This is a genomic window from Simiduia litorea (genome assembly GCF_042853465.1).
Classification (GTDB): domain Bacteria; phylum Pseudomonadota; class Gammaproteobacteria; order Pseudomonadales; family Cellvibrionaceae; genus Simiduia; species Simiduia litorea.
The window spans coordinates 2,715,305-2,735,704 of the sequence record NZ_AP031497.1; the positions used below are offsets into that span (position 1 = coordinate 2,715,305).

Sequence of the window (20,400 nt, forward strand, 5' to 3'; positions counted from 1 at the left end):
CGGCGTTTATCGGGCTGCAATGAGCTTATCGAGGCGCTCTAAATCGTTCATGACTTGCCACTGACCACCACCGTCAACAACCCGCTTTTGCCATTGAGCTAACCGATTAAGGTAATCGCGCGGGTCGATATTATCGCTGCGCAATTTGGTAACATTTAACGCAACAACACGAATATCCGTTAACGTGATCGGAAAGTTTCTCACCTGTCCCCGAACCAAATCTTCTTCTAAATCAGAAAAAATAAGTACGGTTTTTTCACCCGCACCGGTTTCCGTTAAAAACTCTGTGGCCTGTAACAATCCCCCGGTGATATCGGTGTTGCGACTGCCAGCCGAAACGCTTTTGACGTACTGATCCAAACGAAGTTTAAAACCCCGCTTTTGCTGGTTCGCAACACTGGGACGCTCATCAAAGGTGACTTTGGCCACAATATCTTTCTCGCTAAAACTGCCACTATCGATGCGTGCAACTGCTATCGAATCGCCGCTGTCTAACGTTGCCAACAAGTAATTAACAATCGTCTGCGCTTTCTCAAGCTCCTGAGTATAAGTACCCGACGTATCGATCAGGAAATACACCGCCCGATTACTGGGCCGCTGCTCATTGCAGCCCATCACCGCGAGAGTAAAAATCAGTAATGCAATACATTTTTTCATGATTCCAACCCTCGCGCTTCATTGATCTCAGGCTCAAATAACGGCTGCTGACGTGGCTTGGCTTGTTTCAAGTTGGCGATTAATCGCTCTACACTCAGCGGTACCATAATGACTAGGTCATAGAGGTGAACAAGAATTTTAAAGGCGTGATTCATTAGCGAACCTATTAAGCGAGCGAACACAGCCAGCAATCGCAAGACACCCTGAGCGATCAACCCAAACACGGTGCGCGATGCATGAATAAAAGATTCGAGTGGAATAGCCACGAAAGCCAAGGCGAAGGGTAAGATAAAGCCCATCACCATCTGCCCCATTGAAGGAATCCAACGAAAATTTGCTTCTACAACGCTGGCGCCAGCCAAGGACTGGGTCAACGCTTCACGATCTAACGCTAACAAATCTCGCATATAGGCGAGCGAGGCTTCTACCGTCGCTAAGGTAGTTAAAATGACTAACGTAATGACCACCATACGACGACGCACTTTGTCATCCATTGAGCCAATAATGGGGAATAGATGGGTGATGCGTAGCGATTCCAGTAAAAATAAACCCATGGCTATTTCCACCAGTATGATAACCAAGGCCGCAATGTCAGAGGTTTTCATCGCACCTATATAACTCGTTCCGCCCACCATTTCGGACATAGGCATTGCAATTAATTGGAAGTTTATGAGCCCGCCCATTACAGCGATAAAGAGCACCAAACCAGCGATAAAAAATTGCGTTAACGACGACGACACCAAGGCAGACACGGCCGCGTCTTCTTGCTTACTCATCGACTCGTAGCGAGCCATGTGCTGATCTATAACCAGCGCACTGTCCTCAAGGCTATCTACTTTATTTTTCACCACACCTAAATTTTCGATCACCTGACGCCACAGCGGTTGCATTTTACCGAGCGCCTTGTGCGACTGCTGACTGGTTTTTAAGTAAGCTTGTAAGGTTTCCTCGTGTGCGGACTCAACCGTATCGTGAATTTTATCTAATATTTTCACAATGGCCGGATCACCCGAGCGCGGAATAGCCGCCACCGTGGCGACCACCTCTAACCACGCAGGTGGTGAGGGCGGCGTGTCGATGATATTGTTGTAATCTTTCTCGATTTTGTTGACCGCATCGCTGATTTGCCGATGCAATGTAGGATAATGACCTAGATCGCGAGAGATAATACCGTTAACCCGAACAAACTCCCGTTCGATGCAACGCCGCGCATTGGCTTCACCACCGGCGAGTAATATTTCTTTATTGCGCTGACTTAAACTGGTTTGCCAACTATTTAAGGATTTAGCGCAAAGCCGCATGGCCTGGTGTGCACTAAAACCGGTTAGGCGCAAAAGTTGATGCGATTGGTGCCGTCCCAAATACATGACCAGCACCAATACACACAGCCAAATAGCCAAAGATAAGGCCGGCTGGTTGGACCAAATCAGTAACAGATCATTAGACATAAGGTGTCTCCCTAGCACTAGAATCAAGTAGGCCGGCAAGTGCTACAGTAGCCTTTGCTGACATCCAGTATTCGTTATAAAAAGTCGCTGTGAAAAATCTGTGATAATTTCACTAGGCAAAACAAGAATGTGAACAGGATCACACTATGGCCACCATTTTCTGGGTTGAGGATCAAAGCCACTGGATCGAAAAATTTACCGTTATACTGCAAACCACTGACTTCGACGGTCATCCCAACAAGTTAGAGATACACCGTTTAGCCGATGCGGCGAAACAACAAATTGCCCTCATCAACAAAGCCACACCGCCGGACATTGCTGTTTTGGATGCGCGTATGAATGGCAATGATCAAGCAGGATTTGGCGTTTCTGCTGCACTGCACAAGAAATGGCCAAAACTGCCCATTATCTATTTATCCGAACACAGTGGTACCGAAATAGAGGCCACTGCCTTCGAACATGCCAACACACAGGACTTTATCGCAAAGCATCAACGCAACGTCGAGCAAGTGTTGTGTTGGCGTATCAAAGCCATACTGCGTCAACAACGGGTTACCGAAAGCCCGAGTGACAACACCTTAGTGTCCGGTGATTTAACCATCGATTTGGTCATGTGGAATGTTTATTGGCGCAATATAAAACTGATGAATCCAAGCAACCCAAAGCGAGCGCTGGCACCGACACCAAGGAAAATATTAAAGCACCTAGTGGAAAGATCGCCTCGTGCAGTCACCACGCTCAGCATGGCTGAGGCACTAGATGCTGACCTAGAAAAGTTTTCCTACGCCAATTACCGGCAACACATTAAGACGCTGCGCCAAGCTTTTGATATTGCAGAGGGTGCAAGTGGTAGTTTTTTAGCCCGCTGTAAAGCCCAACAGGGCATTGTTACGGCAGGAGATCAAGGTTCCTATTATTGGCAGCCCTAATCGGATCTACTCATGAACGGCAGAGCAAAGATAAGAACAGAATGCTTACATCTAAAAACGACGATAAAAATACATAAAGTGGCCCTATGAACAACAACCTCGAAAGCCCAATGAAGATTCAGCGCATCGCCTACCCTTGGTTTGGTAGTATCTTATTGCTCGCCATGGCCAGCTATTTATTCATCGGCAACAGTAAACTGACCCTTTCTCTTGTCCAATCTGCACCACAATTATTCACAGCTCAGGTGGAATTGATTATCCTAGGTGTGGTACTTCTAGTGTGGCTATTAGATTTAAGGCTCTTCTACAACCGAAGGGAAAATTACATCAAAAACTCCCAAGCACTCAAGGCACAGCTTAACGACTTAATCGAAAACAAACGCCAATTGCAACGCAAAGCCCACACCTATTCCAATCAAACTGAAAAGCTCAAAGCCTTCATCGGTGACCGGCTGCTTGAATATATTGAATACGACGAGAAATTTTTACATTTCAAAGGCATAGCGGCAGAAGTTAGGCACAACGGCATCATTTGTTACGATAAAATTTTAGGTGCTCTACACGCTGCTGCCGCCGCTGATACAGAAAATCCGAATTACCCTGAGGCGCTTACTAGCCTTAGTTACTTGTGGGATTTATTAGATTTATCTACGGCCGATAATATCGCCTTGCACATTAACAATCACATTTGTGAGTGCGAAGAGTACTACTATCAAATTCAACTTCAGAAACAACACCCCAATACACAAGCCGAACCTATCCCCTACACCCCAACATTTCTTGCCCACAACGCATTGTTAAGGGCTATTTTACCCTTGATGAAAATGCGCGAAGAAGCCGTCATCAGCGAAAATGCTGAATTTCTCTTTCATACACAAGCAGACAGCCAGTTTCAACTATACATCAGTAAAGAATGCGAGCTGCTCGGCAATGAAAATCACATTGTGTTAGTGATCGAAAATTTAGTAAAAAACGCACTCTATTACACCAACGAGGGCAACACTGACTCAACTGCTGGCCTGCAAAAGAGCAAAGCCTACAACAAAGTGTCACTATCGCTCACCCGCGATGCGCAAAGCCTGCAGATTGGCGTTTATAACCATGGGCCTCATGTTGCCACAGCTATTGCTGAGCAAATCTATCAACTAGGCTATACCACCCGTCGCGCTAAGGATGTACACGGAAAAGGCCTAGGGCTGTATTTTGTCAAACAAATTGTCACCGGTTACGAAGGCAAAATCAGCCATAAAAACATTTTCAACCAAGCAGAAAGTTACTCCCTGCGCCTAGAACTCGAGGGCATAGGCTTTGAAGGCAACGAGATTCAAACCAAAGTGATTGAAACACGTATCGATAACGGCGGTATTGGCTGTCAAAACAAAACCCTCGCTGCCAATGACGGAGAGATGGCGGAGCCGCTAGAATGTATTGATTGGTCTTTTAAGCGCCGATTGGTCAGCATTGAAATTACAGCACACAGCAACGGCAAGACCTTTGCCTTCACTAACTTGGAAAATGCAGACCTACAAAAATTCATCGAACCTGGGCTGCGTTACGCGCCGCGTTGGGCCTTGGAAGTAAAAAACAAAACCGAATCAAGCCATATTCGCTTTCTACCCCTTGACATCACCGGCGTGGAATTTCTTATTACCTTACCTCTTGCAGAATACCAATTTGAACAAGAAGAACATAACGCAGGCCTTAGCGACGACTACATTAGCGCCATTGAAGATCGGTTTAAGCCCATAGATCAAAATCCCAATGAAGCATCGTAATGGAATAACGGTCGTCAGCTGGGCGCGCAGCCAGAATCTATCTGACAGATTTTATCAAACTGCACAGGAATGACACAGCAAGGCATAAAATGCTTTCCAAACCTAGGCACTTATAGGTAGAGTTTGTCGATACACAATTGCTAATAAAAATAATGGATTTGAATGGCGATCGTATGAAAACAGAATTTGATGAAAGTTGGCGTAATTGGATAAAGACCAACGTTGATGCTGGGCGCTGCAGGAATGGCATTTTTAAAATACTACTCGATGAAGGTTATTGTGCAGAGGCGATCACACGAGAAATGCATTACCGGCCAACGGTACCCATCACCCATCTAGTCAACCCATTTAACAGCGCACAAGGTCAATCATCAAAAACGGCTCAGGTGAACTATGGCCAATCAATTCCGGCCAGTCAGCTTTTCATACCCAATGCTCAGCGGGTAGATTCAACGGCGTTGGCATTCTACCGGCTTGAACATTTTTTAACGGACGTCGAGTGCAAGCACCTTGTTGCTTTAATAAAAACGCAATGCCGCCCTTCTACCCTTTCAAGTTTCGAACAAGATACGACGTTTCGCACCAGTCAAACCTGCGATCTTGGCCAGATGAATGACGACATTGTTCAAGCAATAGATCTACGTATCTGCAAACTGCTCGGTATAGCACAAGCCTTTAGCGAGCCGCTCCAAGGTCAACATTATGATCCTGGACAAGAGTTTAAACCCCATACCGATTATTTTGAAAGCCATGAAATGGCTCGGCATGCCACTCTAATGGGACAGCGTACGTTTACGGTAATGATATACCTCAATACCCTTGCCGACGGCGGTGAAACGCACTTTCCAAAAATTGACACTGTATGTAAACCAACCCAAGGCCTCGCCTTGATTTGGAATAACCTAAATACTGACGGCTCTCCGAATGCCAACAGCCTACACCACGCGATGCCTGTGCGCAGCGGCTACAAGGCTGTTATTACAAAATGGTTTCGCACCCGTAGTCGCACCGGCGAAAGCACAGGGATGTTTACCAAGGAAGCCAACGAATTCATCCCCAACTATACGAAACAGGGTTTTTACAAAACCAAAATACCCACCGAACTCTTTACTGATATCAGCCGTTTTTACCAGATCGAGCGGATTAAAGCACAAGCAGAGCACGTTGATGGCGGATTTATTATTAACGCCAAACAGGCGAAAAAACCCAGCAGCCTAATACCGCTTACCAACGCGCTACGGGAACAAATTCACGACGCAATGAAACCGCTGCTTGAAACTTGGTGCGGCCAAACACTCGAGCCCACCTATGTTTATGGTATCCGCGAATACCACCGCGGCGCACTGCTGAAAAATCATCGCGATAGATTAGAGACGCACATCATCAGCGTGATAATCAATGTGGCACAAGCGGTAGAGGAAGATTGGCCGCTTTATATTGAAGACAACTATTATCGAAGCCATCAGGTCCTGCTAAAACCAGGCGACGTCATCTTCTACGAGGGTGCCCGACTCACTCATGGCCGGCCAACGGCGCTTCAAGGTGAAAGTTTTGCCAATATCTTTTGTCACTTTAAACCGACGGGCTATATACCGAAAAAACTAGAATCTAGCTAACACCTGCCACTTCCCTTGCTAATACGGTTGCATGACGTGTCAAGACGATGTCTATCAAGTTACTCCATTCAACACTGCAACCGTACGCTCACTCTAAATGACTGTTGGCACAGTAACACGAACATGGGTTTTTGAAGGCGATAGAGCGATAAATTGACCGGGATCTAGGCGATTATCGCCATCCAATATTTCGAAATGTAAATGTGGCCCCGTCACTTTGCCGGTTTCGCCGACTGTGCCTATAGGTTGGCCCGCGAGCACCGAGTCACCCACAGCAACCGCGCGACTGTCCAAATGGGAATAGAGACTGCGCAAGCCATTAGCGTGTTCAATAATAATTATTTTTCCATAATTTACCCTATCGCCGTATACATCGGTAGACACCAACACTCTACCGCCAGCGCTGGCCACAACCTGGGTACCTTTGCTGATAGCAAGATCAACACCATTGTGAAAGCGCTCGGCCTTTTGTCCAAAACTCGAGCTCAGTCGCGCATCCGGTACGGGATTTTGAAATACTACAGATGTTAGCTCAGCAGCCACAACAGCACTCGACTGCACTACAACGGCCGCAAGCGTTAAACCTAGGAAACCACACAACATGATCAGGCGCTGGGGCAAACTCATGCCAGCATTATTTGAAGAATGTAAAATAGTGGTAATTCGCATGTGAACGCTCCTTCTTTGATGATAGGTAAAGGCAACAAATTGCTTTTGATGACGCTGTGAAACAAGCGATAAAACCGCAACCATCGCCCGGGCATATTGGTTATTTTGTTTAGGTTTTTTCCGCAAAACATTTTGATCACAACTTAGCTCGGTTGCCCAGCACAGACGATCGACAAGACTGCAGTAAAATGGATTAAACCAAGCCAAACAACGGCTCAGCCGCGTTAACATGATCAGCGCGTAATCATAGCGGCGTATATGTGTGCACTCATGCCGGATAATTAATTGCAATGCCTGCATCGGCAAGGCGCGTACTACGTCAGACGTCAACACCAAGCGTGGTCGCCATAACCCAAACACATAAGGTGAAATTGATTCATCAGATATTAAGATTTTAAGTTTCAGCTGCTTCTGCAGCCGTCTAAAGTACTTTTCTTGCGCCGGCGGCAAACCCAGGTAGTGATCCAGCGCTAGGGCGCGATTAGTTTGCTCGCGTAACATTAGCACTTGGCTCATTAACGCGATCAACTTTACCAGAGCTCCAACCGCCACGCCGGCGAGCAGCAACCAAATCAGCAAGGTAACAAAGGAGATGGAACTGGAAAGCCCCAAGGACGACTGTCCTAATTGGGGCGTGTGAACGCCACTGTCTACCAAAGGCGGCAGCACAATAATCGCTTCTGCAAGTGGAAATGCGGGCATAAAAAACAGCGCCATTGGCAGCCAACAAATGGCCACTGTCGACAACCATAAGCTACGCCATTGGGGTGATTCTGACCAACATTTTTCGGCTAGTTGGGCTAACCCAAATACCACCCCACTAAAAGCAATAAAGAACAGGCAGCACCAAAAGAACGGAATCAGTAGATTTGAAAACTCACTCATGGTCGCTGGCCTCGCTGTCCAATAACAGTCGCTCAAGGTCCTCTATTTCCGCGGCGTTCAACAATTCGCTCTGAGCAAACATAGCAACGGGAAGCGGCCCCTTTACCTCTAGCACGCGCTGGGAAAAGTCCTTTACGAAATTTGCCAGGGTTTGCACCTTGCCTACTTCGGCTCGATAAACTTTGACACCGTGAATGTCTAATGCACTGATGAGGCCCTTATCCAGCATTCGATCAAGGGTTTTACGGGTGGAGGAAAAGGACCAAGCTAAATCAGCTGCCACCTGCTCATGTACTTCTCTCGCACTCAATGGCGCTTTACGCCAAAGAGCTTTTAGTAAAATCAATTCTGTGGGGGACGGTCTTTGTGTATCCATTAAGGGTTCCGAGGTTGGTTTACCTAAAGGCCTGAGAGCAAGCCAAGCCCACCCTCACATCATGTCGCAATAATGCGACAGTTGTCACATGGCCGTCAAGACCTAAATATCACACCTTTGCAGATGCTCACCCGTTACTAGGCCTTTATAAGTTGGCAGTTCCTCCTATGGCTATAAACAAGCGCCATTCCGATTGACCATTATCAGCACAATTTAGTCATTTTTTTTGCACATTTTGTCCGCAAGCTTCCCATCACTTGGCTAGGTGAGGATTCCCTAGCCAAGACCTGATGCTTTAGACCCTCGGCATAGCCAACAGGATCATCGAGCTTGGATTTATTCTGGATTGGATTTTCAGTCTGACATAGGTAGGAACAACACAATGCCAAAACGCACACACACCAGCCCCCCCTTTAGTCTTTGCTGCGGGCTTTTATTGTTAGCATTGCTGAGCGCTTGCGGCGGTAGTAGCAATTCCGGCGCCGATATAGATGTAACCCTTGATTCAGGCAGCGCTGACGCCAATACTGGCTCCACCATCAACACCGGTGGCGCTTTATGCGACTACGATGATACGACCCTGAACACTCAGGCATCGCTCACCTACACCAGTAACGCCACCTGGACTTGCACCGCTACTAGCCGCAACCTAACGGCCAATGGCATTCCGGATCACCCTGTCGGGACTTTTCCAAATCCAAATAACCCGAATACCATTTCCGAACAAAGCGTCTCGGCCAGCTACACCTTAACGCCCTTAGAAACAGCGTCCAGCACTCAACTCGGAGGCCCTCGCGGCGCTACCGGCTACGTACTCAACGGTGTCAAAATTGATGCCGATACCGCTGGCTCCTGCGACGATTCCGGCACTGCCTGCAGCTTGATCGGCAACACCGGCAACTGGAGCATCGAAGCACTGGGTCAAACCAGTTTCGATTTCGGCACCGATGGCAACAATGCCCACGTTCAGCCAGACGGCACCTATCACTATCACGGCATGCCCGAAGGTTTCATCACCAAGCGCGGCGGCAATAGCAGTACCATGACCTTGATCGGCTGGGCCGCCGACGGCTTCCCTATCTATGCGCGCTACGGCTATAGCGATGCAAACGACATCAGCTCAACGATTAAAACGATGTCCGGAAGTTATCAGTTAGTCACTACCCTAAGCGCCAATAGGCCATCGACCACAACCTATCCGCTAGGGACCTTTAAACAAGACTGGGAGTACGTAGCGGGGTCAGGCGATTTGGATGAATGCAATGGCCGCGTAGGTGTTACACCCGAGTTCCCCGAGGGGATCTATCACTATTACGCCACCGACAGCTACCCCTACTTTCAACGCTGCGTAAAAGGCGACATCTAAAACACTTACCACTCAATTCGCTAGGGAATTCGCGCTATGACAATAACGTTCAAAACGGTAGCAAAGCTAATCCACGGCTTATGTTTTTACCTGCTGCTCTCCCCGCTCGCCCATGCGCACTTAATGGTTGCCCAGCACGGCACCCTCAACATTGTTGACGACGGTGCCTTCATGGTGTTGTCTTTAGCGATATCAAGTTTTCAAGGTATCGACGATGACCAAAACGGCGACGTAAGCGCGCTCGAATTTAATCGGCACAAAACTGACATTGTGCACACCATCAAACAAGGCATTACATTGCGAGACGGCAAGGGCAACTGCCCACTCGAAGGCATCATGTTGTCGCCCGTGATGGACCATCAAGCGCATCAGGACTCGATTTCACAATTAACGATCATGGGTAGATTCACCCTAGCGGCACCCGCAACGCCTTTAGTGTTACATATTGACTTATACGGCAAGCAACCGCTGGAGAAAACGATTGAAGTTTCAGCGCGACGAAACACAGCGATGGAGGTGAATCAATTTTCACCAACATCGCCTGAAGCCAAGTTTTTTGCCGAGTAGATATTCGGACGCTTTCGAGTAGACAAGCGCCGAGAATGGGAGGTCAAACAAGCGAGCTTAACGGGAAACCTAAACACCAGATGCCTTCAGGCTTCTGGATAGATTAGCCGTTACTTGCCACCTAATTTGTTAAGCACGCTGTCTTTCAGCTTATCTTTTGCTTGGCTTTCAACACCCGCCAACTGGGCGGAAAGTAACTTTTCAATGCTAGCCTCCACACTATCAAGTTCGCCAGATTGGGTTGACAATTGCGCAACCCAATCGCCTTGGCTGGCCAGTGCAGTTTGATATTGCTGATCAAACTTTTCTTTCAGCGAACTCTGGTATTGAGCGATTTTCTCTTTCGCTTTACCTGAAACGGCGTCAGCAATTAATTTATCCACAGACGAGGTCACACTAACTTTGGGCGCTTCGATACTACCGCTAGCGGCAATCATAAAAGGTAAACGCTGCTGTTTGTTTAATACATCCACTAACTGCCCCATAGCATCGCTGCCCACCTGTTCAAACATCGGCTGCATAAGCGTGAAGCTTGACGTTTGTGTGACCTGATCGCCCAATAGGCCCAATGAACCTTCACTCATTAGCGATCCGGCCAACAGTTGCAAACGAGTAGTTCCCTTGCCCAACGCCAAAGCGTCAAATTTGTAGTCGCTCAGCGTCCACGTCAAATTGCTTGTCAGTTGATCAAAAATCGCCAAATCACCGGTTAGGTTAAAAGCCTTTAATTTTGGTAAATTCAAACCTTGCATCGAAAAATTGGTCGGGCTATTAATCAGCGCGTGCTGAGCGGTGATATTTTGCGCCTTCATCTGCACTTCACCACCCGCCATCAACCAGCTTACGTTGGCTTGCTTGACCAATAAATTGGGGTAAGGTTGGCGAGGAAGTGGCAAGATGCGATTAGGTAAAACAGGCTCATCCGAAGCACCTTCGTCCGTACGCGACTCACCTGAGGCGCTCGTCTGCTCAAGGTAGGGCTCAACCATCGCATACAGAGCTTGCACTTGCGCTAATTTGCTGGCCCAAGCTTCGCCCAATAATATTTGCGCGATACCGGCCAAACCACCCTCGCTCAAATTCGCCAGCTGCTGGGCCTTACTCCAATCGCTGTCACTGGCAGCTTTTAATTCCGCTAGTGCCTCTTGTTGCTTGGTTTTACTGGCGGCGATTTGCTTCGACACCTGTTTAAGCTTAGCTTTCTCCTGTTCGAGTTGGGCTTTAATTGCTTTCAGCGCTTGGGTCTTTTCAGCGAGATCATTAGCATTTTTTATTTTGCTATCGGTGAGCGCTTTAATTTGCGTTTCATACTGTTTAAGTTGCGCTTCATTCGGTAACTGTTCTTGTAATTTACCCAAGGCCGCCAGTTCTTCGCTCGCCACATCCGCCAAAGCCTGTGCCTTGGCCGGTGTTTTTAAATCCATCCGCGCAATTAACTCATCTTGATCAGGCAGATCTTGCGCACTAACGGAAAAGCCCTGCTCCGCTTCTTCATCTTTCTCTGCACGATGAAAGACCTCACCCGCTGACTTTCGCGCCAAACCGTAAGCCATACCATCAACGCTTAACTCATCAATAATCCAATAACCGAGTAATGCAGGCCACATTTCAAGGCTAGCGGCCGCTCGCTCAAAACTCACACTATTGTGCGTGGGATTGGCGCGGTCGGTAACTTGCAGACCCTCAATCTCCAACCCCAAAGGTGCAAAATTGACACCCACATAATCGATATTAACTTCAGCCTGCACCGCCTCCTCTAAGGCACTTACCATGCCAAACTTAAGCATTCGACCAGCAAACAAATACACCGACAAACTCACAACCACCAGCATTGACAACAGTACTAGCCATCCAGATTTACGTATCATAATTTTATCCTTAGGCTTGACTGTAAAGTTGCGCCAACTTGCTGGCCTTTAATAATTGCACAATGCGAAATTTTTGAACCCGCGTCATAATTCGATCTCGGTATTGCCGCACCAGCCACACGCTGAAGAATAAAACCGGCACAAATAGCATTAATCCCAAGATCAAGCCGCCGAAGGTCAAGGTGTGATGTAAATGTAAGAATTGTAAAAACTCACTGTTAGCCAACACCGCTAGCACACCAGCATTTTGGCCCAAGCCCCATGCCCACTGTTCAATCGGCGCAGCCAGTAACCACACCAAGCCTTTACTCAGCGTCCACACCAGTAAAAAGGTCGAAATATTGATAGTGAACAAACACACCACCAACAGAATGAGTAAGGTCAAAGCGCCAAAGGGCAGCAAGCCAGCAAGCATACCTAAGGCCACCGCCCAACCGATTTGGTAAGGCGAGGCCTCTGAGTTGAGTACTTTTAATAGTTTGGAGAATAGCGATAACATGATTCTTCCTTGTGGAGGTCCATCGATATTTTAGACTGGTGTCATTCTAGTATAAATGGCGCAGTAAGAAACAATAACGTAGCCAGCCTAGAATTGCAGTGACTTAAGCCTCTACGCCCGTTTTCCCTCTATGCCTTTGTCCTTTGAGTTACCGTTTCACTTAAAGGCGTCAAGTATATTGATTTATTCCGGTAGATGGGTGCAGGCAGCGGTTTGCTGGTGAATTTACCGCTCCAACATTGCTGTCCATGCAATGATTCGCTCTAGCGCCATCCATGGCGCTTGTAAATCCAAAAGCAAGCCACCGCTTCGGACTTGGGCGCAAGGGTTCGCAGTTTAACTGGTAGTTAATGCCACAACTGTGCATAAAGAATTTTACGCGTGTGCAACCCCGCTTTTGCGCCACCACAGTAGTCGCGAGCAATGCGTTATTTGAGCGACCAGTGGTGGTGTGCAGTTAAGCAGGTTCAATTGAGTAGAATATTGAATTAGGTGGGACGCGTTCTTTATTGTGCCAATCGGATTATTCTTTCTAAATAAAGCCTTGCCAAATATTCTACGTTCTCGAAACCAGTGAAACCATGAGAGCAAATTAACGCAGGACAAAAGCATTCACATTTTGGATGTAGAGCGCCGCAATTGCATTGCTTTGTTAACTGCTGATACTTCGCTGCAATCGTTCGTGACCACTACTAGTTATAAGTTCAAATTGTTGATCTAACTCTGGATACACATCCCACCGATCTTTGCCCATAAGACTCGCAATCGAATCAATTACCTTAAGCTCCAACTCTTCAACTCGCTTGCCTTTCCATAACTTATCAGATAAGGCAATGATGAGCTCTTCTATTGAGCAATCCATTAAAGCAAATCGTGCATGCGACATACATACACAAGCTATTTGCGACTCGACACCTAATTCTAGAAGAATTTTCTCACCTTCAGGTTCGTGCTCAGAACCCGAGCCGATCATTTCATTTTGGTACTTAATTTTTTCGATGTCGTGAATAGCTACGCCAATACGAACAAATTCAGAATCAAATTTTAGTCCGATGCCCGTGAGCTTATGTATCAGTAGATCTGCGGCTTCACCTACCAAGCGAACATGAGTCTTTAAATGGCTTGGAGCACCCAACTCATCTAGTAATTTATATGCGTCGTTTCTTAAATTAAGCACCGTCATCCTTATTTTGGCAGTTAACGCTTTAAGAATAGGCGCTGTCTTTTCACGCCCAATACCATTACTTGTTAAGCACTTACACATGCGCTAAGTTTGTTTGCAAAATAATACTCTTTAGATCTTTTGATTGCATTTAGATTTAACACCATTGCTTGTTGCTTATTTATGCAGGTTAAATTAAACCCACAGATCAGGCACATGCTTTTGGTAATTGGCACTATGAACTCGCCTCTAGGGTTGTCTGACACAAGAAGATCCAACTCGTTACTATGGCAGATAGCCCATTTTAAATTGGGATTTCTTAAAACAAATGAATCAATTGATATTTGTATAGTTCGACCTCGCTTGAAATGCTTTGGTACGACACCACCTTCGTCAACATAAATAGCGTGTCTAAGTTCAATATTCTTCTTTTGCTCTTCGGTAAGATTACTACCCTTGACACCTACTAGATTTCCCTGTGCTAGATTATCATAACTCTCTATATTCGAACGAAAGCACCATAGAGCATAGAATTCTGTCACGATTCGATTCCCTTCTAAGGGAAGGTGTACCGATTTTTTAGAAAGTATGTGATCTATTAATTCTTGAAACTTATCCTCGATTTCTTTCCCATATCCTTGTTCTGATCTTTGATCCCAAACTTGCTGAACGCAAAATATCTTGTTTTTTGGTTTAGCGAGGAATGATTTTTTACTCTTGAGTCTAAAGACCTGGACACTACCTGCCTGACCGCAAAACCTTCCAATTGATTTACTAGGAAAAACATGCTGATTTATAACTAAATTCTGATTCAATGTTCAAATCCTGACCATTAACAGTGCTAATTAATCACTTTAAGCCGCAAAATATTACGGCTTTTAGCCAACTATCAAATTGACGAGAATGTATCGAATAATTGTGACGATGCGCTCCTAGCCACCAGACCCGCACATCAACCCCCCCCCCCCCCGCGGAACCTCGCGCCACCTCAGCAAAGCCCTTTCCCCAGCTACTTCACAAGCCACAAGGACGTGGCGAGAGCGAGTCAATGTAGGACATATTGATTGAGCGGTGAAGTGGCTGGGGAAAGGGCTCCTGCACCAACACCAAAAATCCCATCAATCTCGCGGAAACTAAGCAAAAAAAAGGCCGCATTACGCGACCTTTTTTTCAACACTCAATTCAAATCTTAATTACCGTAACTCATTAAGCGCTTGTAGCGCTTGTCTAGCAGGTCATCAAGGCTGAGGGCGGAAAGTCTATCCACTTGATCGATTAGCTTACCTTGTAAGTTCATCGCCATCTGCTCGATATTGCGGTGCGCGCCACCCAAGGGCTCAGGAATAGTTTCATCGACGATGCCAAGCTCTTCCAGAATCGTTGAGGTTACACCCATGGCCTTGGCCGCATCGGGTGCTTTTTCTACGGTTTTCCAAATAATATTGGCGCAGCCCTCGGGGCTGATCACAAAATAGGTGGAGTATTGCAGCATGTTGAGCTGATCGCCCACGCCGATGGCCAAGGCGCCACCGGAGGACCCCTCACCGATAACGGTGCAAATAATCGGCGTGCGCAAGCGCGACATAACGGCTAGGTTTCGAGCAATAGCCTCACTGATGCCGCGCTCTTCACTGTCGATACCAGGGTAGGCACCAGGGGTGTCGATTAAGGTCAACACCGGCATTTTGAAGCGCTCGGCCATTTCCATTAAGCGCAGAGCTTTACGGTAGCCTTCGGGCTTTGGCATGCCGAAGTTACGCATCACTTTTTCCGGCACAGAGCGGCCCTTCTCCTCGCCAATCACCATCACGGGCTTGCCGTCTAGGCGGCCAACGCCGCCGATGATAGCGTGGTCGTCGCCGAAGTGGCGATCGCCGTGCAATTCGTCCCAATCGGTGAAGATGCGCGAAATGTAGTCTGAGCTATAGGGGCGCTGCGGATGGCGAGCGACCTTAACCACCTGCCAAGGGGTCAAATCCGAGTAAATGCTGGCAGTTAGTTTTTTACTCTTTTCTTGAAGTTTGCCGATTTCTTCGGTGATGTTTAAGTCGTTATCAGAGCCGACCAAACGGAGTTCCTCGATTTTGGCTTCGAGGACGGCAATGGGCTGTTCAAAATCCAGATAATTCAGGTTCATCTTCGCCTGTCTTTGGTTACGGGGCTCGCACCCTCTAATAATTTTACCCTTTTGAAAGGGCTTAAAATGCCGCTAAAGATACGCGAAAGGCGCACTCGAGTCACCCTTGAAGGATGCAAAAAAGGCCTATATCCATGGGCTTTTTGTCAGAAATGCCGGCCTTTTTAGTACTTTTAGATCAAACACTCGTTCGAAAATTGATTTTTAGTAAACCATACGCACTTTTTCAGTGCCAAAAATTTCCCGTAGCGCCGTCAGTAATTCCTCTGAGGCATTCACTTGCCATTCGTTGCCAAAGTGTATGCGACCTCGAGCGCTCTTGTTGCGAAAATCCACGGTAACGGGGCAATTTCCGCCCCGGTGGTTATTCAACAGGCCACGCAATTGCGCTAAATGACCATCGGCAACCTGCTCGGCCTGCCACTCCATGTGAATACCGCGAGCCAGCCCGGAGCGCGCCTCAGCCAGCGTACTCACTGACTCGGCGCGCATCTTCAATGAGCCCGAGTAATCGTCATGACTCACCTGCCCCTCGATAACCAGCAAGGCATCCTTAACCACCTTATCGCGGTAGTTATTATAGGTATCGGAAAACAACGCAATTTCAAGCCGGCCGGAACGATCGTCCAAAGAAACAAACGCCATGGTATCGCCACGCTTAGTTTTCATCACTCGAAAGGCAACCACTAGCCCAGCAATGCGCTGATTGGATTTTTCCGGTTTCAAATCCGCGATGCGGTTCGAAACTAGATATTTGAGCTCGCGCTGGTACTCATCGATAGGATGGCCGGTGAGGTAAAGCCCTAAGGTATCGCGCTCACCCTCCAAGCGCTCGCGCATGGTGAAGCTACGTACTTGGCGAAACTCGCTATACACATCGCCATTTTCTTGGCTCGCTGTTGGCACGACCTCGCCAAACAAGTCCATCATGCCCGCGTTGGCGTTGGCATGGCTCTGCTCGGCAGCCTTTACCGCCTCCCCTAGCGCCGCGAGCAACACGGCGCGGTCGTAGTCTAAATTTTGCTGTGGGCCAATGCTGTCAAAAGCACCGGAGCGCACCAATGCCTCGAGCGCGCGCTTATTCACCTTGCGCGGGTCGACGCGGGCACAGAAATCGAACAGGCTGGTAAAGGCCCCGCCCTCAGCGCGCGCAGCGATAATATTATCCACTGGGCCTTCGCCCAACCCCTTAATAGCACCTAAACCGTACACGATCTGGCCTTGGGGGTTGACGTTAAACATGAACTCGCCGCTATTCACATCTGGCGGCATCAGGGTCAAACCCATCTCCCGACACTCTTCGATAAAGGTCACCACCTTATCGGTTTTGTCCATGTCGGAAGACATAGTGGCAGCCATAAAATGCGCCGGGTAATGGGCCTTTAACCACGCCGTTTGGTAGGACACCAAGGCGTAAGCTGCCGAGTGGGATTTGTTAAAGCCATAGCCGGCAAACTTTTCTACCAAGTCGAAAATCTTCATCGCCAGCGTCGGATCTATGCCCTGACTGGCGGCACCTTCTTCAAACGTCGAGCGCTGCTTGGCCATCTCCTCAGGCTTCTTCTTACCCATAGCACGACGCAACATATCGGCGCCGCCAAGGGTGTAGCCGGCCAACACCTGGGCGATCTGCATGACCTGCTCTTGGTAGACAATAACGCCGTAGGTGGGCTCTAGAATTGGCTTCAGGCTTTCGTGCTGGTAGGTGGCATCGGGATAGGCCACTTTCGCGCGCCCGTGCTTACGGTTGATGAAATCATCCACCATGCCCGATTGCAAAGGGCCTGGGCGAAATAGTGCCACCAAGGCAATCATGTCCTCGAGGTTATCCGGCTGTAAGCGCTTGATCAGATCTTTCATGCCGCGCGATTCGAGCTGGAAGACAGCCGTTGTCTCGGCCCGCTTTAATAATTTAAACGTAGCTTCATCGTCCAGCGGTAACGCCGAAATATCGAGCGGTGATTCACCGGTGAGGCGGCGATCTCGATCGATCATTTTCACCGCCCAATCAATGATGGTGAGCGTGCGCAAGCCCAAGAAGTCAAACTTCACCAGGCCCGCCGATTCGACATCGTTTTTATCGAACTGCGTCACTAAGCCCGCGCCCGTTTCATCGCAGTACAGGGGCGCAAAATCGGTCAGCTTGGTGGGCGCAATCACGACGCCACCAGCGTGCTTGCCAACATTGCGGGTAAGGCCTTCGAGTTTAACGGCGGTTTCCCAAATTTCTTGCGCCTCGCCATCGGCCGCCAGAAACTCGTTCAACATGGGCTCTTCTTCGAGCGCTTGTTTAAGCGTCATACCCGGCGTGGGCGGAATCATTTTCGATAATTTATCGGCTAGCCCGTAGCTTTTACCCTGTACACGAGCTACGTCGCGCACCACCGCTTTTGCCGCCATGGTACCGAACGTAATAATCTGGCTAACGGCATCGCGACCGTATTTATCGGCCACGTAAGCGATAACCTTGTCGCGGTTTTCCATACAGAAATCGACGTCGAAGTCGGGCATAGAAACACGTTCAGGGTTTAAGAATCGCTCGAATAGCAGATCGTATTCGAGTGGATCGAGATCGGTAATTTTTTGTGCGTAAGCCACCAGTGAACCGGCACCAGAACCACGCCCAGGACCCACGGGAATGCCGTTATCTTTCGCCCACTGAATGAAATCCATCACGATCAGAAAGTAACCGGGAAAGCCCATCTGCATGATGATATCGAGCTCGAACTTGAGCCGATCGATAAACAACTGACGGCGCTCGGCATAATCGGCCGAGTTTTTGTCAAGAATGCGTTCAAGGCGCCACTCCAAGCCCTCGTATGTTACTTTCTGAAAGAAGAAATTAACCCGTAGCGCCTCGGCGTATTCAGGCGTTTGTTCGCGCCCGGCCCAACTTGAGGCCATGGCGTTAACCGCCTCGGTGCGCATAAAGTCTTGTGAAAAAATAGCAAAAATAGGGCCTTGGTCAACGTTTTCCGGAATCGGATAGTCTGGCAAAAAGTAAGTCCCCAGCTGTATATCGACCGTGCAGCGCTTGGCAATTTCTAGGGTATTGGCCAAAGCCTCAGGAATATCGGAAAACAGTTCCGCCATTTCGTCGGCCGAGCGCAAATATTGCTGCTCGCTGTAACGCCGCTCGCGCCGGGGGTCGTCGAGTGCCCTACCCTCGCCGATACACACCCGCGCCTCGTGCACCTCAAATTCGTCGGCATGCAAAAAACGCACATCATTAGTAGCCACCACAGGGCACTGGCACTGGGTCGCCAAGTCAATGGCCTGATGCAAATAGCCCTCTTCGTTTTCGCGCCCAGTGCGCGTTAATTCTAAGTAAAAACGATTGGGAAAATCGCGCTGCCAGGCGTGTAATAACTCAACCGCTTGTGCGGCGCGCCCCGCCAGTAATGCCTTACCTATATCGCCATAGCGCCCACCCGAGAGTGCAATAACACCCTCGGCATGCTCGCTCACCCAGCTGCGCTGAATTTTGGCAATGCCGTGGTGTTGACCGTGTTGCCAAGCGCGTGAAATAAGCTCAGTGATGTTTTTATAGCCTTGGTTATTCATCGCAAACAGCGTCAACAAGGTGGGGTTGCCATCTTCGTCGGCCAATTGAAAATCAGCGCCAATAATGGGCTTGATACCGCTGCCCTCACACTTGGTATAAAACTTGATCAAGCCATAAAAATTGGTGAGATCAGTGACGCCGCACGCCGGCATATGCAATTCTTTTAAGCGCGTAATTAAACCGCCGATACGCACCACGCTGTCGGCTAAGGAAAACTCTGTGTGTAAACGCAAATGAACGAATGATGCACGCATTAAAACAAATCCAATTGTTCAATTTTCTTTTTCACTGGGCCAAAAGACTGGCGGTGATGCGGGGTAATTCCGTGCTTCTCCAGAGCGGCTAAATGCACAGCCGTGGGGTAGCCTTTATGGTCGGCGAAGCCGTAATCTGGGTATTGTTGATGCAACGCCACCAACTCTCGATCGCGCGTTACCTTGGCGAGAATAGACGCCGCACTGATCGCTTGCACACGGCTATCGCCCTTGACGATAGCCTCCGCCGCATAGCGCCACTTGGGGATTTTATTGCCATCCACCCAAACGTGCTCAGGCTGTGTGGGTAAGCCCTCCACGGCACGGGTCATCGCCAAGAGACTGGCCTGCAAAATATTTATCCTATCAATTTCAGCCACGCTGGCACGGGCAATACAAAAGGCCAAGGCTTTATCCTGAATCTCTGAAAATAGGGCCTCGCGGCGCTTTTCACTCAGCTTCTTTGAGTCTGCCAAACCGGCAATAGGCTTGGCTGGATCGAGTATAACCGCGGCGGCCACAACATCGCCGGCAAGTGGGCCACGGCCCACTTCATCAACACCTGCACCTAATCGGCCCTTATAAATACTGACAAAGGGTTCAAGGATCTTTTTGGTCATTATTTGA

Annotated in this window: 16 protein-coding genes; 5 read left to right on the plus strand and 11 right to left on the minus strand. The window is 48.4% G+C overall.

The window, feature by feature from the left end:
• Positions 1 to 6: 6 nt before the first annotated feature.
• Positions 7 to 657, minus strand: a complete 651-nt coding sequence (locus ACGHTT_RS12090) for a VWA domain-containing protein (RefSeq protein ID WP_390590834.1) — start codon at positions 655 to 657, stop codon at positions 7 to 9.
• Positions 654 to 2,105 carry a hypothetical protein gene (locus ACGHTT_RS12095; RefSeq protein ID WP_390590835.1) on the minus strand — a complete coding sequence of 484 codons (1,452 nt, stop codon included), beginning with the start codon at positions 2,103 to 2,105 and terminating at the stop codon, positions 654 to 656. The genes ACGHTT_RS12090 and ACGHTT_RS12095 overlap by 4 nt, the downstream gene beginning before the upstream one ends.
• A gap of 146 nt (positions 2,106 to 2,251) precedes the next feature.
• On the opposite strand from ACGHTT_RS12095, the gene ACGHTT_RS12100 reads away from it, so the two are divergent.
• The 3 genes from ACGHTT_RS12100 to ACGHTT_RS12110 all read left to right on the plus strand — a co-directional run bounded on the left by ACGHTT_RS12100 (position 2,252) and on the right by ACGHTT_RS12110 (position 6,425).
• The gene (locus ACGHTT_RS12100; protein WP_390590836.1) at positions 2,252 to 3,034 is read left to right on the plus strand and encodes a response regulator; all 783 of its coding nucleotides are present in this window, start codon (positions 2,252 to 2,254) and stop codon (positions 3,032 to 3,034) included.
• Between the two features lie 86 nt (positions 3,035 to 3,120).
• Positions 3,121 to 4,809, plus strand: coding sequence for a sensor histidine kinase (locus tag ACGHTT_RS12105; RefSeq protein ID WP_390590838.1), 1,689 nt, complete (start codon positions 3,121 to 3,123; stop codon positions 4,807 to 4,809).
• A gap of 173 nt (positions 4,810 to 4,982) precedes the next feature.
• The gene (locus tag ACGHTT_RS12110) at positions 4,983 to 6,425 is read left to right on the plus strand and encodes a 2OG-Fe(II) oxygenase (RefSeq protein ID WP_390590840.1); all 1,443 of its coding nucleotides are present in this window, start codon (positions 4,983 to 4,985) and stop codon (positions 6,423 to 6,425) included.
• 93 nt (positions 6,426 to 6,518) lie between these two features.
• Here ACGHTT_RS12110 and ACGHTT_RS12115 read toward each other — a convergent pair whose 3' ends face one another.
• Positions 6,519 to 7,979 (minus strand): M23/M56 family metallopeptidase, encoded by a 1,461-nt coding sequence (locus ACGHTT_RS12115; RefSeq protein ID WP_390590842.1) that lies wholly within the window; start codon positions 7,977 to 7,979, stop codon positions 6,519 to 6,521.
• Positions 7,972 to 8,355 (minus strand): BlaI/MecI/CopY family transcriptional regulator, encoded by a 384-nt coding sequence (locus ACGHTT_RS12120; RefSeq protein WP_390590843.1) that lies wholly within the window; start codon positions 8,353 to 8,355, stop codon positions 7,972 to 7,974. The genes ACGHTT_RS12115 and ACGHTT_RS12120 overlap by 8 nt, the downstream gene beginning before the upstream one ends.
• Positions 8,356 to 8,737: 382 nt before the next feature.
• On the opposite strand from ACGHTT_RS12120, the gene ACGHTT_RS12125 reads away from it, so the two are divergent.
• Both ACGHTT_RS12125 and ACGHTT_RS12130 read left to right on the plus strand, forming a co-directional pair.
• Entirely contained in the window at positions 8,738 to 9,721 is a 984-nt protein-coding gene (locus ACGHTT_RS12125) for a YHYH protein (RefSeq protein WP_390590844.1), read from the plus strand.
• A gap of 36 nt (positions 9,722 to 9,757) precedes the next feature.
• Positions 9,758 to 10,288: a hypothetical protein gene (locus ACGHTT_RS12130; protein ID WP_390590845.1), complete on the plus strand. Its 531-nt coding sequence runs from the start codon at positions 9,758 to 9,760 to the stop codon at positions 10,286 to 10,288.
• A gap of 110 nt (positions 10,289 to 10,398) precedes the next feature.
• Here the strand turns inward: ACGHTT_RS12130 and ACGHTT_RS12135 are convergent, their stop codons facing one another.
• From ACGHTT_RS12135 to rnhB, 7 genes are all read right to left on the minus strand, one after another.
• The gene (locus tag ACGHTT_RS12135) at positions 10,399 to 12,156 is read right to left on the minus strand and encodes a TIGR03545 family protein (protein WP_390590846.1); all 1,758 of its coding nucleotides are present in this window, start codon (positions 12,154 to 12,156) and stop codon (positions 10,399 to 10,401) included.
• 10 nt (positions 12,157 to 12,166) lie between these two features.
• Entirely contained in the window at positions 12,167 to 12,655 is a 489-nt protein-coding gene (locus ACGHTT_RS12140; protein ID WP_390590847.1) for a TIGR03546 family protein, read from the minus strand.
• Between the two features lie 652 nt (positions 12,656 to 13,307).
• Positions 13,308 to 13,919 carry a hypothetical protein gene (locus ACGHTT_RS12145; RefSeq protein WP_390590849.1) on the minus strand — a complete coding sequence of 204 codons (612 nt, stop codon included), beginning with the start codon at positions 13,917 to 13,919 and terminating at the stop codon, positions 13,308 to 13,310.
• Positions 13,904 to 14,632 carry a DUF4238 domain-containing protein gene (locus ACGHTT_RS12150; protein WP_390590851.1) on the minus strand — a complete coding sequence of 243 codons (729 nt, stop codon included), beginning with the start codon at positions 14,630 to 14,632 and terminating at the stop codon, positions 13,904 to 13,906. The genes ACGHTT_RS12145 and ACGHTT_RS12150 overlap by 16 nt, the downstream gene beginning before the upstream one ends.
• Positions 14,633 to 15,006: 374 nt before the next feature.
• Positions 15,007 to 15,954, minus strand: a complete 948-nt coding sequence (locus tag ACGHTT_RS12155) for an acetyl-CoA carboxylase carboxyltransferase subunit alpha (protein WP_290264539.1) — start codon at positions 15,952 to 15,954, stop codon at positions 15,007 to 15,009.
• Positions 15,955 to 16,158: 204 nt separating this feature from the next.
• Positions 16,159 to 19,773 carry a DNA polymerase III subunit alpha gene (dnaE, locus tag ACGHTT_RS12160; RefSeq protein WP_390590853.1) on the minus strand — a complete coding sequence of 1,205 codons (3,615 nt, stop codon included), beginning with the start codon at positions 19,771 to 19,773 and terminating at the stop codon, positions 16,159 to 16,161.
• On the minus strand, positions 19,773 to 20,393 hold the full coding sequence (gene rnhB / locus ACGHTT_RS12165) for a ribonuclease HII (protein WP_390590855.1): 621 nt from the start codon (positions 20,391 to 20,393) through the stop codon (positions 19,773 to 19,775). The genes dnaE and rnhB overlap by 1 nt, the downstream gene beginning before the upstream one ends.
• Positions 20,394 to 20,400 lie beyond the last annotated feature (7 nt).

What these genes read in the sequence shown, in the direction of transcription:
- ACGHTT_RS12090 (WP_390590834.1), bottom strand. Translation starts at nt 657, where the DNA reads ATGAAAAAATGTATTGCATTACTGATTTTTACTCTCGCGGTGATGGGC.
- ACGHTT_RS12140 (WP_390590847.1), bottom strand. Translation starts at nt 12,655, where the DNA reads ATGTTATCGCTATTCTCCAAACTATTAAAAGTACTCAACTCAGAGGCC.
- ACGHTT_RS12095 (WP_390590835.1), bottom strand. Translation starts at nt 2,105, where the DNA reads ATGTCTAATGATCTGTTACTGATTTGGTCCAACCAGCCGGCCTTATCT.
- ACGHTT_RS12105 (WP_390590838.1), top strand. Translation starts at nt 3,121, where the DNA reads ATGAACAACAACCTCGAAAGCCCAATGAAGATTCAGCGCATCGCCTAC.
- ACGHTT_RS12135 (WP_390590846.1), bottom strand. Translation starts at nt 12,156, where the DNA reads ATGATACGTAAATCTGGATGGCTAGTACTGTTGTCAATGCTGGTGGTT.
- ACGHTT_RS12130 (WP_390590845.1), top strand. Translation starts at nt 9,758, where the DNA reads ATGACAATAACGTTCAAAACGGTAGCAAAGCTAATCCACGGCTTATGT.
- ACGHTT_RS12120 (WP_390590843.1), bottom strand. Translation starts at nt 8,355, where the DNA reads ATGGATACACAAAGACCGTCCCCCACAGAATTGATTTTACTAAAAGCT.
- ACGHTT_RS12110 (WP_390590840.1), top strand. Translation starts at nt 4,983, where the DNA reads ATGAAAACAGAATTTGATGAAAGTTGGCGTAATTGGATAAAGACCAAC.
- ACGHTT_RS12115 (WP_390590842.1), bottom strand. Translation starts at nt 7,979, where the DNA reads ATGAGTGAGTTTTCAAATCTACTGATTCCGTTCTTTTGGTGCTGCCTG.
- ACGHTT_RS12145 (WP_390590849.1), bottom strand. Translation starts at nt 13,919, where the DNA reads ATGTGTAAGTGCTTAACAAGTAATGGTATTGGGCGTGAAAAGACAGCG.
- rnhB (WP_390590855.1), bottom strand. Translation starts at nt 20,393, where the DNA reads ATGACCAAAAAGATCCTTGAACCCTTTGTCAGTATTTATAAGGGCCGA.
- ACGHTT_RS12155 (WP_290264539.1), bottom strand. Translation starts at nt 15,954, where the DNA reads ATGAACCTGAATTATCTGGATTTTGAACAGCCCATTGCCGTCCTCGAA.
- ACGHTT_RS12100 (WP_390590836.1), top strand. Translation starts at nt 2,252, where the DNA reads ATGGCCACCATTTTCTGGGTTGAGGATCAAAGCCACTGGATCGAAAAA.
- ACGHTT_RS12125 (WP_390590844.1), top strand. Translation starts at nt 8,738, where the DNA reads ATGCCAAAACGCACACACACCAGCCCCCCCTTTAGTCTTTGCTGCGGG.
- dnaE (WP_390590853.1), bottom strand. Translation starts at nt 19,773, where the DNA reads ATGCGTGCATCATTCGTTCATTTGCGTTTACACACAGAGTTTTCCTTA.